This window comes from Candidatus Nanosynbacter sp. TM7-087 (assembly GCF_022828365.1).
Taxonomy (GTDB): Bacteria; Patescibacteriota; Saccharimonadia; order Saccharimonadales; family Saccharimonadaceae; genus Nanosynbacter.
Genome location: NZ_JAJQJU010000001.1, coordinates 209380 through 224791, shown reverse-complemented (window position 1 = coordinate 224791; position 15412 = coordinate 209380). Strand labels below are relative to the sequence as shown.

15 protein-coding genes are annotated in these 15412 nt (G+C 44.5%); 13 read left to right on the top strand and 2 right to left on the bottom strand.

Going from position 1 to position 15412, the window contains the following annotated elements; translation table 11 throughout:
• The first annotated feature begins 50 nt into the window (after positions 1–50).
• From LRM41_RS01160 to LRM41_RS01140, 5 genes are all read left to right on the top strand, one after another.
• On the top strand, positions 51–1058 hold the full coding sequence (locus LRM41_RS01160; RefSeq protein WP_243819115.1) for a response regulator transcription factor: 1008 nt from the start codon (positions 51–53) through the stop codon (positions 1056–1058).
• On the top strand, positions 1055–1762 hold the full coding sequence (locus LRM41_RS01155) for a pseudouridine synthase (protein WP_243819114.1): 708 nt from the start codon (positions 1055–1057) through the stop codon (positions 1760–1762). The genes LRM41_RS01160 and LRM41_RS01155 overlap by 4 nt, the downstream gene beginning before the upstream one ends.
• An 83-nt stretch (positions 1763–1845) precedes the next feature.
• Positions 1846–2370: a hypothetical protein gene (locus LRM41_RS01150; protein ID WP_243819113.1), complete on the top strand. Its 525-nt coding sequence runs from the start codon at positions 1846–1848 to the stop codon at positions 2368–2370.
• 2 nt (positions 2371–2372) lie between these two features.
• Complete coding sequence (gene der, locus LRM41_RS01145) at positions 2373–3806, top strand: ribosome biogenesis GTPase Der (protein ID WP_243819112.1); 1434 nt, start codon at positions 2373–2375, stop codon at positions 3804–3806.
• A gap of 188 nt (positions 3807–3994) precedes the next feature.
• Positions 3995–4678, top strand: coding sequence for a hypothetical protein (locus tag LRM41_RS01140; protein ID WP_243819111.1), 684 nt, complete (start codon positions 3995–3997; stop codon positions 4676–4678).
• 94 nt (positions 4679–4772) lie between these two features.
• Here the strand turns inward: LRM41_RS01140 and LRM41_RS01135 are convergent, their stop codons facing one another.
• Positions 4773–5741 (bottom strand): GTP-binding protein, encoded by a 969-nt coding sequence (locus tag LRM41_RS01135; protein WP_243819110.1) that lies wholly within the window; start codon positions 5739–5741, stop codon positions 4773–4775.
• A gap of 43 nt (positions 5742–5784) precedes the next feature.
• Here LRM41_RS01135 and pth point away from each other — a divergent pair, with 43 nt between their 5' ends.
• Positions 5785–6345 (top strand): aminoacyl-tRNA hydrolase, encoded by a 561-nt coding sequence (gene pth, locus LRM41_RS01130; RefSeq protein ID WP_243819109.1) that lies wholly within the window; start codon positions 5785–5787, stop codon positions 6343–6345.
• 8 nt (positions 6346–6353) lie between these two features.
• Here the strand turns inward: pth and LRM41_RS01125 are convergent, their stop codons facing one another.
• Positions 6354–7475 carry a DUF475 domain-containing protein gene (locus LRM41_RS01125; RefSeq protein WP_243819108.1) on the bottom strand — a complete coding sequence of 374 codons (1122 nt, stop codon included), beginning with the start codon at positions 7473–7475 and terminating at the stop codon, positions 6354–6356.
• Between the two features lie 41 nt (positions 7476–7516).
• On the opposite strand from LRM41_RS01125, the gene LRM41_RS01120 reads away from it, so the two are divergent.
• From LRM41_RS01120 to LRM41_RS01090, 7 genes are all read left to right on the top strand, one after another.
• On the top strand, positions 7517–8560 hold the full coding sequence (locus tag LRM41_RS01120; RefSeq protein WP_243819107.1) for a permease: 1044 nt from the start codon (positions 7517–7519) through the stop codon (positions 8558–8560).
• Complete coding sequence (locus LRM41_RS01115; RefSeq protein WP_243819106.1) at positions 8550–9284, top strand: TIGR03943 family putative permease subunit; 735 nt, start codon at positions 8550–8552, stop codon at positions 9282–9284. The genes LRM41_RS01120 and LRM41_RS01115 overlap by 11 nt, the downstream gene beginning before the upstream one ends.
• Positions 9285–9331: 47 nt before the next feature.
• The gene (locus LRM41_RS01110) at positions 9332–9745 is read left to right on the top strand and encodes a Fur family transcriptional regulator (RefSeq protein ID WP_243819105.1); all 414 of its coding nucleotides are present in this window, start codon (positions 9332–9334) and stop codon (positions 9743–9745) included.
• Positions 9746–10121: 376 nt separating this feature from the next.
• Positions 10122–10991 (top strand): DNA-processing protein DprA, encoded by an 870-nt coding sequence (gene dprA / locus LRM41_RS01105; RefSeq protein ID WP_243819104.1) that lies wholly within the window; start codon positions 10122–10124, stop codon positions 10989–10991.
• 38 nt (positions 10992–11029) lie between these two features.
• Positions 11030–11725 (top strand): CDP-alcohol phosphatidyltransferase family protein, encoded by a 696-nt coding sequence (locus LRM41_RS01100; protein ID WP_243819103.1) that lies wholly within the window; start codon positions 11030–11032, stop codon positions 11723–11725.
• A 51-nt stretch (positions 11726–11776) separates the two neighbouring features.
• Positions 11777–14122 carry a type I DNA topoisomerase gene (gene topA / locus LRM41_RS01095; RefSeq protein WP_243819102.1) on the top strand — a complete coding sequence of 782 codons (2346 nt, stop codon included), beginning with the start codon at positions 11777–11779 and terminating at the stop codon, positions 14120–14122.
• A gap of 200 nt (positions 14123–14322) precedes the next feature.
• Positions 14323–15375, top strand: coding sequence for a sigma factor-like helix-turn-helix DNA-binding protein (locus LRM41_RS01090; RefSeq protein ID WP_129632578.1), 1053 nt, complete (start codon positions 14323–14325; stop codon positions 15373–15375).
• Positions 15376–15412 lie beyond the last annotated feature (37 nt).

The window sequence follows — 15412 nt, the reverse complement described above, 5'->3', positions numbered from 1 at the left end:
ACCATAAGAACTATGGATTTTTTGTCAAAACTTCAGTATAGTATAAACATATGACAAAAATTTTATTGGTTGAGGACGACAAAAGTTTACGCGAAATTTACGGTGTACGACTTTTGGCGGAGGGCTACGATATCGTTTCGGCGGGCGACGGAGAAGAAGCTCTAGCCATGGCAATTAAAGAACGTCCGCGATTAATTTTAAGCGACGTGATGATGCCAAAAATTTCCGGATTTGATATGTTGGACATTTTACGCTCGACGACAGAAACAAAAGACGTTAAGGTGATTATCATGACCGCACTATCATCAGAAGACCAGCGAAAACGCGGTGAGCAACTTGGTGCCGATAAATACTTGGTGAAATCTCAGGTAGGAATAGAGGATGTCGTGAGAGCAGTCCACGAAGCCCTGGGCGACCTTCCGGGAGTCGGCACAAATCCAGTGCCAGTTTCACAGCCAGCTCACACATATGAACCAGTCGCTCCAACTCCTCAGCCAACTCCAGCAGCGCCGCAGCCAGTTACTAGGCCTGACATCTCTTCATTGTCGCCGCAACCAGCTGCCCCCGTTGCAACGCCAACAACTCCTGCAGTAAATCCGCTTATGCAACAACCTCCACAACAAGCATTTGCTCCAGCACCGCAACCACTACCTCAACCAGCGCAGACTCCAGTACCGCAACCGATTCCGACGCCTCAGCCAGCAACACTACCACAACCCATGGCGCCATTTTCATCGCCTGCGCCGCGACCTTCAGGGCTTGGTGATCGCGTGATTCAACCTTTACCAGCTGATGATTCCCAGAATTCGGTAGACATCTCTAAACTTATGGCAGAAGAATTAGACAACACGCAGACTATTTCTCAACCAACCCCAGAGCCTCAACCAGTGCATACTCCAGCACCGCAACCAATTCCGACGCCTCAGCCAGCACCAAATCCTATTGAACAGGTTAACTCAATGCCTCCCGTCCAAGCACAATCTCAAGAGCAAATCATTCCACATCAATCGTCAGAAACTCAGTCACCACAATTCCCACCGATAAATCCGCAACAATGACAAACTCAGACACAAAGCAAGAATCTTGGCGCCTCAACAAATTCGTGGCGCTGTGTTTGGGCGTTTCCAGGCGGAAGGCTGACGAATTGATAGAAAAAGGGAAGATTACTATTGACGGTCAGCCCGCCAGATTGGGTCAACAGATTTCTGACGCAAATAAAATTTCCTATAACGGCAAATTGCTAGAATTACAATCCAAACAGCTCATTATCCTACACAAGCCAACTGGATATCTTTGTTCGCGCGCCTCTCAGGGCGGCGTTCCGACAATCTACAAATTGCTACCAAAAAACCTTCACCACTTAAAACCTGTTGGTCGCCTGGATAAAGACAGCTCCGGGCTGATTCTCATGACGAATGACGGCGATTTTGCTCACAGCATGACACATCCGTCATTTTATAAAATTAAGCGATATCTCGTTACAATCGACCAGCCATTGCAACCTCTACATCGCCAAATGATTAACGATTTTGGCGTGCAGCTTCCTGACGGACGCAGTCAATTGACGCTAGAAAGACAACACGAAGGCGATGATTATCGCTGGACAGTGGAAATGAGTGAGGGAAGGAATCGTCAAATTCGGCGAACTTTCGATGCGTTAGGCTACACTGTTAAAAAACTCCACAGAACAAACTTCGGCAATTATTCGCTCGGCGACCTCAATAGAGGCGAATGGCGAGAAGAGAAATTCACGAATTCATAATTTACTCCGGGGATCTTTACATTTTACGGTAAATATTGTAATATAGCTTTTATGCTAAATTTGATAGAAAGTGTAATTACAGAATGGAAACGTTAGGGTGCGAATCTGAACCTTTGCCCTCAGAAAAATTAAGAGCAGTCATAAGTAACCTTAAGGAAGAAAGATCGGATACCATAGAAAAACTGTTCTACGAAAAAGATAAGTCCGACATTTTACCAAAATTCCTAGAAAACCAGATCTACGCTTACATCGAACTTATTAAAGAGGTTGAGAAACATACTACGAAATTTGAATATCCCATATCCGTAGCGTTCAAAGATGACGACAATAACGCTTACTACTGCATAAATAACCCCGAAGAAAATTGCTACATAACACTTTACCAAAATCCAATTAACGAAGAATCTCCAAGAGCCTACATTCACGATTACGCCAGAGAATATAATAGCGACAGCAGAGAATGTACACTCGTCGTAGCCGAGCCTGAGAAGTTCACAATAGAAGATAACCCGCACTATTTTACGGATTTCCTAAAAATAATTCATCCATGCGAGGCTTACGTAAACAGTGCAATAGCCAAAATGCCCGAAAACTGCTATAATATATAATCATGTCTAAATTACCAACAGTCGCCATCATCGGGCAAGCCAACGTCGGCAAAAGCTCGCTATTTAATCGCTTGACGCGCTCTCGCACGGCCATCGTCGCCAGAGAAGCTGGAACAACTCGCGACAACGTTGTTGGTAAAGTTTCATACAAACGACGCAACGTAGATTCTACACCGTCAGATGACTATTCACAATTTTGGCTCATCGACACAGCTGGACTTAAAACCGCCGAAGACGAATTTGAAGCAACTATTCAGGACCAAATCGCTGACGCCTCCGCCGCCGCTGATGTAATCCTCGTAACAGTCGACTCCACTGTTTATCCTTCTGACGCTGATCGACAATTGGCCAAAAAAGCCCTAAAAAGCGGCAAGCCAGTCATTTTAATCGCCAATAAAGCAGACTTAAAAGGCTCTCTTTCTATCGACGAATTCAAACGACTCGGCATTAAAAACATCATAAAAACTTCCGCCGAGCACAGCATTGGCATTTCGGAGCTTCTTGACAGCATCGCCGAACTTATTCCGCCAGCCACCGAAACCGCACCTGACGACATCATTCGCGTTGCACTAATCGGCCGCCCGAACGTCGGAAAGAGTAATCTATTCAATACTTTAGCAGGCAAGCAGCAAGCCATTGTCGCCAACGTCGCCGGCACAACTCGCGACGTAAACCGCGTTCAAGTTCGTTATCACGGACAGACGATTGAGCTGCTCGACACCGCTGGAATTCGCCGCCAAGGAAAGCAAGAAACTGGAATTGAGAAGTTCTCAGTTCTTCGCACAATGCAAGCCATCAACGAAGCCGACGTTTGTCTGCTTCTTATGGACGTCAATGAGCTTAACGTTCAATTGGATCAGCGCCTAGCTGGAATTATTGACGAGGCGGGCAAAGGGCTTGTTCTGGTCGTCAGCAAATGGGACTCTGTCGAGGGGAAAGACGCTTACACACACGATGAAATCGCACCACAAATCAGCTATAACTTCAAGTTCACGCCGTACGCGCCGTTAATATTCACCTCTTCTGTTACTGGACAGAATGTCACTAAGTTATTCGATCTGGCAGTCGATATTTATAAGCGTCGTCGCCAAGAATGTAAAACTCGCGCCTTAAACGACATTTTACAGAAAGCCATCGCCGCACATCCGCCAGCTGGTCTGAAAAATTCGCACCCGAAGCTGCGCTACATTGTCCAGACGGACGTTGCTCCGCCGTGGTTCGTTATTTACGGTAGCAATCTGAAATTTGTCCACTGGAGCTATAAACGTTATCTGGAGCGAACTTTACGTGAAGCTTTCAATTTTGCGGGAACTCCGATTAAAATGTCTTTCCGCGACGAAAAGCAGTTAAAGGCTAATCGCGAACGCGTCGCCCGCGGCCTGGCGCCAGTCACGAAAGCCTACAAGCAGGCCAAGAACGCCGAAAAGCTCGCTTGATCCTATTTTTACGCCAATCTCTCTTGACTTAAACACTATTGCGTGATATAAATAACATTGGCTTTTGTTGACAAGTTGAGATTTATGCCTTGTCCGAAAGCGCACTTTGACAAGTAGAACTTTGAAAGAGGTGATGATAGATGTACCCTCCGGATCTTATAATGGTGCATCGCCCCCAAAAAGGGGTTATGGCTTGGCTCTTCAAGAAGGGTATGCCACAAGATCCTAAACCAGTATTTGTCTGGCCCAGACTCGTCACTGAGATTGAGAATGCTGGATACTTCAGCAGACGAAAGTTCAGTATTCTTGCAGTAGGGCTAATTATCATGACAATCGCCACGATAAAGATGCTCCTATTCGTCCCTGGACTGAATCAGTCCGTAGTTGGTCTTCTAACTCGCGGTCTTGAGACGTTCCTCCCCGCGGGGTGGGCAACAGGGGCTGCCTGGATTGTTGGTATGGCAGGAGTTTTCCTCATGGGAAGCTTCACGAACTACACACCATCACAGAGGCTCCTTCACAAAACCAAAGCTACCAGATGCGAGGCGTATAATATCATATTACTCTTAGCATTATGGGAAGAGCAAGCTTTCCGCTCTGGAAGCGAGAAGTGGAGCTGGCGCGAATGGGTGCGCGCCAGCGTGTGTTTTGGAATCCTGCACATCGCAAATATCTGGTACAGTTTCGCAGCAGGGATAGCTCTATCCGTGACTGGCTTCGGCTTTTTGCTGGTGTATTTGTGGTGCTACCGCAAATACCGTAGCCAGATTATAGCTACGGCGGCAGCTACGACGGTGCATGCATTGTATAATGCCATAGCCCTCAGTCTCATTGCTGTTGTATTGGCGATCGATATTGCCAAGCTGCTGTAGTCTCCTGCGAACCTCTGTCAAAGTCTCTGCTTGTCATGTTCGCTCCATAGATGTGTATCTATGCTGATGAGTCGGAAACGACGAAAGCGAACTTTTATTCAAACATCATCAATTGCGCCGACAAAACTTCACGCGTAATTTCGTCCGCACGTTCACCAATTAGCACAATTTTTGCTGGCTCTTCCGCCGCAGAATTAGCTATTTGAATCTGATTTTCCGTCGCCTCCAAATGATGCCGCGCACCATTATCATCAATAAAACAACCCTTCATTCGCCTGAGTTTATAAGCATCAAAAAGTTCCGGCCAAATTTTTTCCAGAGTCGCCGCAGCAATTTTCATACCAGAAACATCCAGCACCGCATATGTCGGATTATCCGGCACCGCCAATTCGCCATCGTACGTATCGAAAAACGTTAGTAGTCCCGACGGCGTCGTCATTTTATTGATATCAAATTTACCTCGTGGCGCGCTCAGTATTTTTCCGTAAGGCAGGGAGTTCAGCTTGGATTCATATTGCAGTCGCTCGTCGTCACCTAGCAAATCTTCTTTGGTCACTAAAATCATATCCGCCGCTTGCAACTCAATTTCATGCGCCGGCTCAATTCCATGTAAAATCTCATGTGCGTCAATAACATAAAAACTCTGCGCCAACTCATACTTATTGAATATTTGTGCATTAATCAACTTCTCAACCAAATTCATCGTTCGCGCCACACCAGTAGCTTCGATAAACACTGGGGTGGGGGAATTGCGACAAAAGTCAAGTAACATTCGTGTCAATGCGTGCTTCGACGAACAGCAGACACAATCGCCAGCCAAAGTCGTCACAATATCCGCCAGCTTTTCCAATCGATAACCGTCAACGTTTTCATTAGCATATTCATTCTCAATCACCCGAGAACCCTTATAATCACTTTGTTGCAATAAGAACTCAAGAACACTAGTTTTTCCAGCGCCCAACGAGCCATTCACCAAATACAACGGAACTTTATCGATAACCGCTCGCCCATCATCAAACGGCGCATTAATGCTAAATTCCAAATCATCGTCACGTTTTGCCATATGCTTATTATACGTCATTTTCACAAGGTGATATACTAAGTCTATGAAAGTCCTCTTAGCATTGGGAAATCCAGGCGAAAAATATACCAACACGAGGCATAATGCTGGGTTTTTGGCTATTGATAAATTTGCGTTAGAGAATAATGCAGTTTTTTGCAATAAGCCAAAATTTTCCGCAGATATTGCAGAAACAAACATTTCTGGAGAAAAAATCCTGCTAGTTAAGCCAACTACTTTTTACAACGAGGTTGGAATTTCCGCTCGAGCAATCTTAGATTTTTACAAATTGACATTGGACGATTTACTAATTATTCACGACGACACGGCGCTGGATTTTGGTAAAATTCGAACCCGCAAAGGCGGACGAGACGCGGGCAGTAATGGATTAAAGTCGCTCCACTCTCACGTCGGATCAGATTTTTGGCATATTCGTATTGGCACAGACAATTTGCTCAGACGTCAAGTCGGTGACGTAGATTTTGTCCTAGGCAAGTTCAATTCAGACGAGCAGAAAATTCTCCAAAGCTGGATATTGCCCGAATCAATTAACTTGGTCGAGAAATTTATTAACGGAACTATCGAGCCGTTCAGTATAAAATATTAAACCAGATTCTAGCGTCGTTTTCGCGGCACAATTTTTGAAGCGCCGTTCTTCAATTGCTCTTCGGCTTGATGTAATTTTGTAGCCGCGGCTTCTTGCAGATTGATCGATCGGGCTTCCAATATGCTGCTGCCGACCGCCAAACTCACGAACAATAAGCCCAAGCCACCCGTCGCCCATTCCGGCAATTCCAAGTGGAATAATTTGGCAATCATCATCACGCCGAGCGCCATAATTGCCCAGTGAGCGCCATTTTCCAGATATTTATATTTGCTAAGCGCGCCTGTTCGCAACAAATATACGGTTAGTGATCGAACCCAAATCGCTCCAGCACCCAGTCCAGCCACGATTAGTAGTACGCTGTTGGTAATAGCAAACGCACCAATCACGCCATCAAAACTAAAGCTAGCATCAAGAATTTCCAAATACAACAAGCTAGCAAACGCCGCCCAACCAGTTTTAATCTTAACGGATTTTGCGTCATCTTCGTGGAAAAATGACCCAAATAGTTCCAGCCCAATATGCAGCACAATTCCAAGAACCGCTGAAATCAACACCAAAGATTTATGCGGCGCTTCGACCGTAAAATACAAAACAGCCGCCACGCTAAGCATTATGCACACCTTAAAATTCTCAAATCGCCCAGCCTTTGCCAAAATCGGCTCAACATGTCGCATCCAGTGAACACGCTTGTTATAATCGATGAAATAGCTAAGCCCAATCATAATCAAAAACGCACCGCCAAACGCATCAATCATCGGCGACGCCTCGTGCAGGATCTTGCCGTACTCAACAGGTTTATGAAGCGCCAGATTGACAACATCCATAAATCCATGACCGCTCGCAATCATCACAATAGCAATTGGCAATATAAATCGAACGACAAACACCGCCACAAATATGCCAGCCGTCAGGAAGACTTTCTGCCAAACTTGGCTCATTCCCGCCAAAACCTTGCTATTTATCACCGCGTTGTCGAAGCTAAACGTAACTTCCAAAACCACCAAAATAGTAAATAGCCAAAGACCGCTAACGCCCATATGACTAAAAATCAAACTGCCCAAACCTAAGGTTAATAGGACTGAAAACCAGAAAATCCGAAACGGATGATGTGAATGTAAAAGATGTTTCATATTGATTTAGTATAGCATAAGCATGGAGTATAATTTTATATATGGCACAAAAATCGCCAGATGGTCGCATAAAAAAGTTTTTATCAGCCAACAGCGAATTGATCGGTTGGGTGTTTTTTGGCGTCCTTATAATTTCTATTTATCAATTCAGCTCACGATTCGGCGTCATGTTATTAAACGGAGAATTTGCAGAATGGTGCAATAAATTACTTCCGTCATTACAAGATTTCATCACGCTGACGCTAAGCGTAATTGTCGAGGCGGTCCCATTCTTAATTTTAGGAATTATCATATCCGCGCTTATCAGATACTTTTTATCATCAAAAGATGTCTTCAAAATGTTGCCAAAAAACACCTTCCTTCGACGAATTGCGCTCTCTATGATTGGGCTAATTTTACCTGTATGCGAATGTGGTAACGTGCCAATTGCACGCAGCTTAATGACAAACGGATTAAAACCTGCCGACGTTATTAGCTTTCTTTTCGCCGCACCAATCATAAACCCGATAACCATAATTTCAACCATGACCGCCTTCAGCTTTGACGCCCGAATGGTTTGGTGGCGAATTATTTTTGCGCTAATTATCGTACAGATAACCGCTTTTATAGTCAGCTTTTTTAAGGAAGATTCCATTGTCAATCCAGAATTTGAAAAACTTTGCCAATCCCATAATCACGGTTCAAAATTGTCAAACCTATTCATCTCATCACGTAATGAATTCTGGCAATTATTTACTATGTTAGTCTTAGGCGCTAGCATCGCAGCCGCCACGCAAATCTTCGTTCCGCGATTCATCATAAACGCCGTCGGCGGCGACATTTTCCTATCAGTCATATCCATGATCACACTAAGTTTCATCATCTCGATATGCTCCAACATCGACGCATTCTTCGCACTGGCTTACGTGCGAAATTTCACAACAGGCTCAATTTTATCTTTCTTGCTATTCGGACCGATGATAGACATTAAAATGATTACGCTATTAAAAACAACTTTTCGCTGGAAATTTATTGCAACAATTACCTTAACTGTATTCATCTTGTCACTAATTGTCGGGCTGGGGGTTAATTTATATGTACGCTAATCTTGCAAGATCAATTGGCGGAATTGTCGTTTGCGCATATATTTTGCTATTAGCTTGGCGCGATCAACTCGGATTTTACGTACATCCGCGCTATCACGCATTCGCGGTCATAATTAGTGTAATCGGCGTTATACTTTTGTTTATTGATATAATGTTGCAATTGAAAAATAAACCCGCAAAAGATAAATCTAGAATTGGCTTGAAAAAAATTGCCCCGATATCTTATTTTGCAATAATTATATTATCAGTCGGATATATATTGCCACCAAAACCACTCTCCCCAAGCAGCCTCGCGCAAAAAGAAAGTCCTGCGATTATTGAGCCCGAAAGTCGCTGTGAAATACCTCAGCCGAAAGAGAACTCTTCTACAATCTCAATAAACCGCTGGAAAACCGCTATAAATTCTTGCAAGGAGGTCGCTTATTTTAACGGCAAAGATATTACCATAACCGGCTTCGTTTCAAACGACCTACTAAAAAACTACGGCTATAACTACTTCAATATTGCCAGATACGTTATAAGTTGCTGCGCTGTTGACAGCGTGCCTATGAAAATCCTGGTCGAGAAAAACTTTTCGACAGACTACCCAGATGGAACATGGCTAATCGTCAAGGGTAAATTGTCGCAAAAAATCGTTAATAGTCAAGCCGAATACGTCATAACCGACGCGCATATCACAAAAATCAATCAACCCAAATATCCTTATGAATTACTCGGACTGTAAGTCTATTGCACACTTGTTGCAATAAGTTATAAACTATTGATAGTACTATGCTAAATAAAATATTTGAACGCCACAATCTTCGCCTGACAAAACCTCGCCAGCAAGTATTTGATATCCTGCGAAATTCAGATGTGCCTCTTACGGTCGGCGATATTGCGAAAAACTGCAAAAATATTAACCGTGCCAGCATTTACCGCACGCTACTAATGTTCGATAATCTGAATATTATAAACACCATAACTATTGGCTGGAAGAATTATTACGAGTTAGCGGAACCGTTTATACCGCATCATCACCATCTATACTGCATCAATTGCCAAAATGCCGAACCCATACAATCGCAAGAACTCGAAAAACTCATAGATCTCATTAGTAAAAAACATAATTTCATAGTCACAAAACACCACTTTGAGCTGGAAGGTATTTGCGAAAAGTGCCGACATATTATAGAAAATAAATAATTTTTCCCAACAAAAAAGCGCCAGGTAAGGGTGGGCATCACCTGACGCTTTTTTACCCTTCAACCCACCCGAGCTACCGTATCAGTGAAGCGTCGCGACTAAAACTCCAAAAGTCCGCGCCTGATGACTATCAATACAATTTTGTACTCACATTAACAGAGGTCGCCTTTGAAAAAGGGCAGTTAAAGGGGTTAGTATGCGCGTAACGTTGAACCGCAAAAAGTGGAGGGTAAGAATACTTAATGCCATTGCGCGCAACCTAACATATAGTTAGAATAGGGGGTATAAGGTGCGTTTGGTTAATGATTACTTAACCAATCGTCCTTGATTATAGCAAACATTTGACAAAGTGTCAATACTTTTTACCACATTTTTTATGGAAATCAATAGAATTACACCAGATGAGCATATTTTCTCCCAGAGATTAGCGCATATTGCCAATCCACCAAAAAGCTTATGTTATATGGGAAAGTTGCCGGAAACAGAGGCGCCAGTCGTATCAATCGTCGGGTCCCGTAAGCCGTCTGCCTACGGAAAAGAAGTGACCGAGCGATTAGCAACAGATCTGGCAAAAGCCGGATGTGTAATTGTGAGTGGACTGGCGCTAGGCGTGGATTGCATTGCCCAAAAAGCTGCGATTGAAGCTGGCGGAACGGTCGTGGCGGTCGTCCCAAACGAGCTTCCTGATATTTCGCCGCGGACTAATTATCAACTAGCCATGAGCATCATAGAGCGGGGCGGTGCGGTCGTTTCAGAATGGATGAAGGGAGATAATAAAATAGTCAATCGTTGGAGTTTTTTGGAGCGCAATCGTTTAGTTAGTGGGCTAGCTGACGGAATTATTATCACCGAAGCCGCCGAGCGAAGCGGCACACTAAACACCGCCTCGCACGCACTGAATCAGGGAAGAGATTTGTTTGTAGTTCCCGGAAACATAACCAGCCCACTGTCGGCGGGTTGTAATACTTTATTAAAACAAGGGGCGTATCTGGTGACAGACGCCGACGATGTTTTATCAATTATCGCGCCAGAAAAATTGCAAAAAGACAACGGTCAAGAATTAGCAGCCAGCGCAACAATTGAAGAAGGCATCATCATAAAACTCATCTCAGAAGGGCTGCGCGACGGCGACGAAATCCAACAAAAATCAGGATTATCCGCGTCAGACTTCGCCACGGCGCTCACAATGCTAGAAATCAACGGAGTGATTAAGCCTCTCGGGGCGAACAACTGGACGTTACGATAATATTGCTATTTTGACAAATTGATGTTATTATGCTGACTATGAAAAAAGCCCGAGAAGCATCTCCTACCGCCCGTAAAATCGCCAAAGACGTTTTTACCATCCCTAATTTGATAAGCGTGACTGGCGCCGCTTTGGCGATACACGGATCTGAGAAAATCGATACAGCTGAAGGGTTGGCGGAATGCGCGGTCGGGCGATTAGCTGACGTTCTGGATGGCAAAGTAGCACGCATGACGGGACAGACTAGCAATTTTGGAGCAGCCTTAGATGCCATAACAGACAAAATAGTTATGGCAAAAATCCTCTATGAAATGAATAAAAAAGGGTTGGCTCCAAAGCGTGTCCTTGGCATTGTTGCGCTACTAAACTCGATAAACGCTGCAGCTACAGGAATTGCTAATTTGCGCAGCGATGAGAAAGCCGAAACTCGACCAACTAAATCGGGGAAAGTGGGGCTAGCTATGGAAACGGCAGCCTTAGTCGCTTATGCCGCCGCCGAATTAGCCGACAAACGAACCGACAATCCAAAGCCCGCCAAGCTTCTACGCAAACTAGGAGCTGGAGCATTCGCCGCTTCACTTCCGTTCGCTACGCACGCAACATACACCTACATAAAGCGAGCAATTAACGGTAACGCGGAAAAAGAAGATCCAGAAGAGCCGCACCAAATAGCAGATGTTAATCGCAGCCTCGGGTCAATGGCGATGCTCCGTCGCCTCAGTGGTCGCTCATAATAATTCACTTTGCGGTTGTAGCCAGATAGTGATTTGTTATAATATAAAGTTATGAAAAATCTCGTTATCGTCGAGTCACCAGCCAAAGCTAAAACCATCGAGAAATATCTCGGCAAGGATTTTCACGTCTTGTCCAGCGTGGGGCACATTCGCTCGATTGTTAAAAAAACCAAAGACGGAACACCTCCGATTGACGTGGCTAACGATTTTTTCGCAATCTATGAAGTTGATCCTGAAAAAAAGAAAGTTATCACCGAACTAAAGAGAAATGTCAAGGCAGTCGGCAAGGAGAACGTCTGGCTCGCAACCGATGAAGACCGCGAAGGAGAGGCCATTGCTTGGCATTTGTGTAAGGTACTGGATCTTCCAATCGAAACAACCAAGCGAATTGTTTTTCATGAGATTACCAAAGATGCCATAACCAATGCAATTAAGAATCCGCGAACCGTGGATATGAATTTGGTTCAGGCGCAACAAGCCAGGCAGATTCTTGACCGACTGGTTGGTTTTGAGCTCAGCCCAGTCGTCTGGCAGAAAGTTCCGGGCGGCAAGTCGGCTGGTCGCGTTCAGAGTCCAGCAGTGCGATTACTGGTCGAGCGCGAACGAGAAATTATGAAGTTTGAGGGCAATTCTCAGTTCAAAGTTACTGCCGTTTTTATTCACGACAATCAAGAATTCAAGGCCGAACTTAATCAAAAATTCGATACAGAAGAAGCGGCGAACGAGTTCTTAAATAGTCTGAAACCCGCCGAATTTATTGTTAGCGATATCTCAAAAACTCCTGGGACCAGAAATCCAGCGGCACCATTTACCACGTCAACCTTACAGCAGGAAGCCAACTCTAAACTTGGCTTCAGCTCCAAAGCAACCATGGCTTCGGCGCAAAAATTATACCAAGACGGAAAGATCACCTATATGCGTACCGATTCAGTGAATTTGAGCGGTCAAGCCATCGCGGCGGCTACCGATTTCATCAAGCGTCTTTACGGTCCAGATTACTCAACGGTTCGCAAGTTTAAGACCAAATCCGCATCCGCCCAAGAAGCCCACGAAGCCATTCGCCCGACGGATATCACTCTGGAAACCGCGTCTAATAATAGCTATGACCAGAAATTATATGACCTGATTCGACGCCGAACTTTAGCGTCGCAAATGTCACCAGCGAAGCTAGAAAAGACAACTATTACAATTGACATCAAAGGCGATGAATTGCCCAAAAGTAAAAAGCCAGCTCAATTTGAAGCAAAGGGTGAAGTCATTACGTTTGACGGATTTTTGCGCGTTTACGGCGGCAATAAAGATGAGCTTCTACCGAAGTTACAGTCTGGAGATGAAGTCAATTCTCACGACATTACGGCTCGTCAAACATTCACCAGACCACCAGCTCGCTACACCGAAGGTTCGCTAGTCAAGAAACTGGAGGAGCTTGGAATCGGACGTCCATCCACATATGCCACAATTATTGACACCGTGCAGACTCGCGGCTACGTTGAAAAGGGTGACAGCGAAGGTCAGCCGCGAGATGTGATTGTCCTGAACTATAACGGCGAGGAAGTCAGTCGAAGTATTGTCCAGGAAAAAACTGGCTCGACACGCGGCAAGCTTATTCCAACGCCAAGCGGCGAACTGATTGCCGATTTCCTGACGGACCATTTTACGCAAATTGTTGATTACGATTTCACCGCCAACGTCGAAACGGAATTTGACAAAATTGCCGGTGCCAATCTGGAAAAAAGCGCAATGTTGCACGGATTTTACACGCCTTTCCATAAATTAATCGAGCAATCTGGCGGGATCGACCGAAGTAAAGTCGGCGCTAATCGCGAAGTGGGAATTGACCCGAAGACGAATAAGCCGATTATTGCGCGATTTGGGCGGTTTGGTCCAATGTTACAGCTTGGCGAAACTGAAGATGAAGATAAGCCGCGTTTTGCGCCGCTTCCAAAAGGTGCGAAGATTGAAACGGTAACCTTAGAGCAAGCATTGGAAATGTTCAAGTTGCCACGCATCGTCGGACAAACAGAGGACGGGCAAGATATTAAGGCGAATATTGGACGATTCGGTCCGTATATTCAAGTCGGCAAATTGTTCGTTTCCATTAAGCCAGAAGATCCTCACAGCATTACTTTAGAAAAGGCGCGTGAACTTTACGCCGCCAAATTAGAAGCCGAAGCCGCTAAGAATATTGCCGAATTTCCAGATGGAATTAAGGTTCTCAATGGTCGATTCGGTCCGTATATTACCAACGGCGCCAAAAACGTTAAAATCCCTAAAGCCACAGATCCGAAAACTATTACTCACGAAAAAGCTCTGGAGCTATTAAGCACTACAACAGCGAAACCAACTCGCAAACGCGTAGTTAAAAAAGCCACCAAAACATCCACTAAAAAGAAATAGCGTTTTCATACTATCCAATAATTCCGGATAATAAAAACTCTTCATATAATCTATTGCAAAAAACGTAAAATAAATGCTATAATTTATATCAGCAATTATGGCATTTACCTATTGACTTTTGTCAAATGCAATTGTATAATTAAAAATATATTTTCAATCAATATAACCTGTGGTGAGGCAGAGAGGATGTTTCTAGCAACATGAGCGAGACAGCAAAAACCGAGCAAAGCGCCAAATTAAATTCTGTCGTCGATACTATTATTTCTAAGATTCCGCAAGAGCGCGAAAAGGAAATTATTTCTCGACGATTTGGTTTGTACGACCGAAAAGAAACGTTAGAGTTAATTGGCGATATGTTCGGCATTACTCGCGAGCGCGTTCGTCAGCTAGAAAAAGCAATCTTAACGCGTCTACGTGCAGCTGTCGCCGAGGGAGAACTTCCTTCGGTTATTGCTATGGAAAAAGAAATCACTTCGAGTTTGTCTGAGATGGGACGAGTTGCGCGTATGCAAGATTTGGCGTCGCATTTCCTCGGTAAAGAAGCTACTGCAATTGACCGCGCTCGCGTGGCGTTTATTTCTGAGCTAGCAGAAAATATCACGATTGTTACAGAGAATGACGATTATTACCAAGCGGCAGCAATTGACACCCTCGGCAACGAAAAGCAAATTAGAGCACGAGTCGAAGAAGTTGTAAAAACCATCAAAAAGCACGGCGAGCCCGTTACTGCGGAAGAATTGCACAAAAAATTAGACTATGAACATCCTTCAAACATTGCGGCCTTGGCTACCGTTAGTAAAAAATTGGCCAGCTTAAACGATCAGTGGGGACTAGCCAAATGGCCGGCCGTTAACCCAAAGAACATCCGCGATAAAATCTACGTTGTTTTGGACACCAACGGCTCGCCGATGCATTTTTCCGATATCGCCAAGGGAATTCGGGACAGCGAATTTAACCGCCGAAGCGTCACGACGCAGGCAATTCACAATGAACTTATTAAAGACAAGCGCTTTGTTCTAATCGGTCGCGGCATTTACGCGCTTGCCAGCTGGGGCTACAGCCGCGGAACTGTAGCGGATATCATTACCGATATTTTGAAGAATTCCGAAACTCCGCTTCACCGTGATGAAATCGTTCGTCAAGTCCTCGACAAACGACAAGTCAAGGAAACTACTATTCTATTAAACCTTCAGTCAAAGCCACAATTCAAACGCGTCGCTAAAGCCACATACGTTTTTGAAGAAGCCGCTTAAGCTAAGTTGCAAACTTCTTTCAGAGGTGAGATAATTT

Coding starts and splice junctions, on each gene's coding strand:
- LRM41_RS01110 (WP_243819105.1), top strand. CDS start 9,332: ATGCTAAATAAAATATTTGAACGCCACAATCTTCGCCTGACAAAACCT.
- LRM41_RS01135 (WP_243819110.1), bottom strand. CDS start 5,741: ATGGCAAAACGTGACGATGATTTGGAATTTAGCATTAATGCGCCGTTT.
- der (WP_243819112.1), top strand. CDS start 2,373: ATGTCTAAATTACCAACAGTCGCCATCATCGGGCAAGCCAACGTCGGC.
- LRM41_RS01100 (WP_243819103.1), top strand. CDS start 11,030: ATGAAAAAAGCCCGAGAAGCATCTCCTACCGCCCGTAAAATCGCCAAA.
- LRM41_RS01140 (WP_243819111.1), top strand. CDS start 3,995: ATGGCTTGGCTCTTCAAGAAGGGTATGCCACAAGATCCTAAACCAGTA.
- LRM41_RS01155 (WP_243819114.1), top strand. CDS start 1,055: ATGACAAACTCAGACACAAAGCAAGAATCTTGGCGCCTCAACAAATTC.
- pth (WP_243819109.1), top strand. CDS start 5,785: ATGAAAGTCCTCTTAGCATTGGGAAATCCAGGCGAAAAATATACCAAC.
- LRM41_RS01115 (WP_243819106.1), top strand. CDS start 8,550: ATGTACGCTAATCTTGCAAGATCAATTGGCGGAATTGTCGTTTGCGCA.
- LRM41_RS01090 (WP_129632578.1), top strand. CDS start 14,323: ATGAGCGAGACAGCAAAAACCGAGCAAAGCGCCAAATTAAATTCTGTC.
- LRM41_RS01160 (WP_243819115.1), top strand. CDS start 51: ATGACAAAAATTTTATTGGTTGAGGACGACAAAAGTTTACGCGAAATT.
- topA (WP_243819102.1), top strand. CDS start 11,777: ATGAAAAATCTCGTTATCGTCGAGTCACCAGCCAAAGCTAAAACCATC.
- LRM41_RS01120 (WP_243819107.1), top strand. CDS start 7,517: ATGGCACAAAAATCGCCAGATGGTCGCATAAAAAAGTTTTTATCAGCC.
- LRM41_RS01125 (WP_243819108.1), bottom strand. CDS start 7,475: ATGAAACATCTTTTACATTCACATCATCCGTTTCGGATTTTCTGGTTT.
- dprA (WP_243819104.1), top strand. CDS start 10,122: ATGGAAATCAATAGAATTACACCAGATGAGCATATTTTCTCCCAGAGA.
- LRM41_RS01150 (WP_243819113.1), top strand. CDS start 1,846: ATGGAAACGTTAGGGTGCGAATCTGAACCTTTGCCCTCAGAAAAATTA.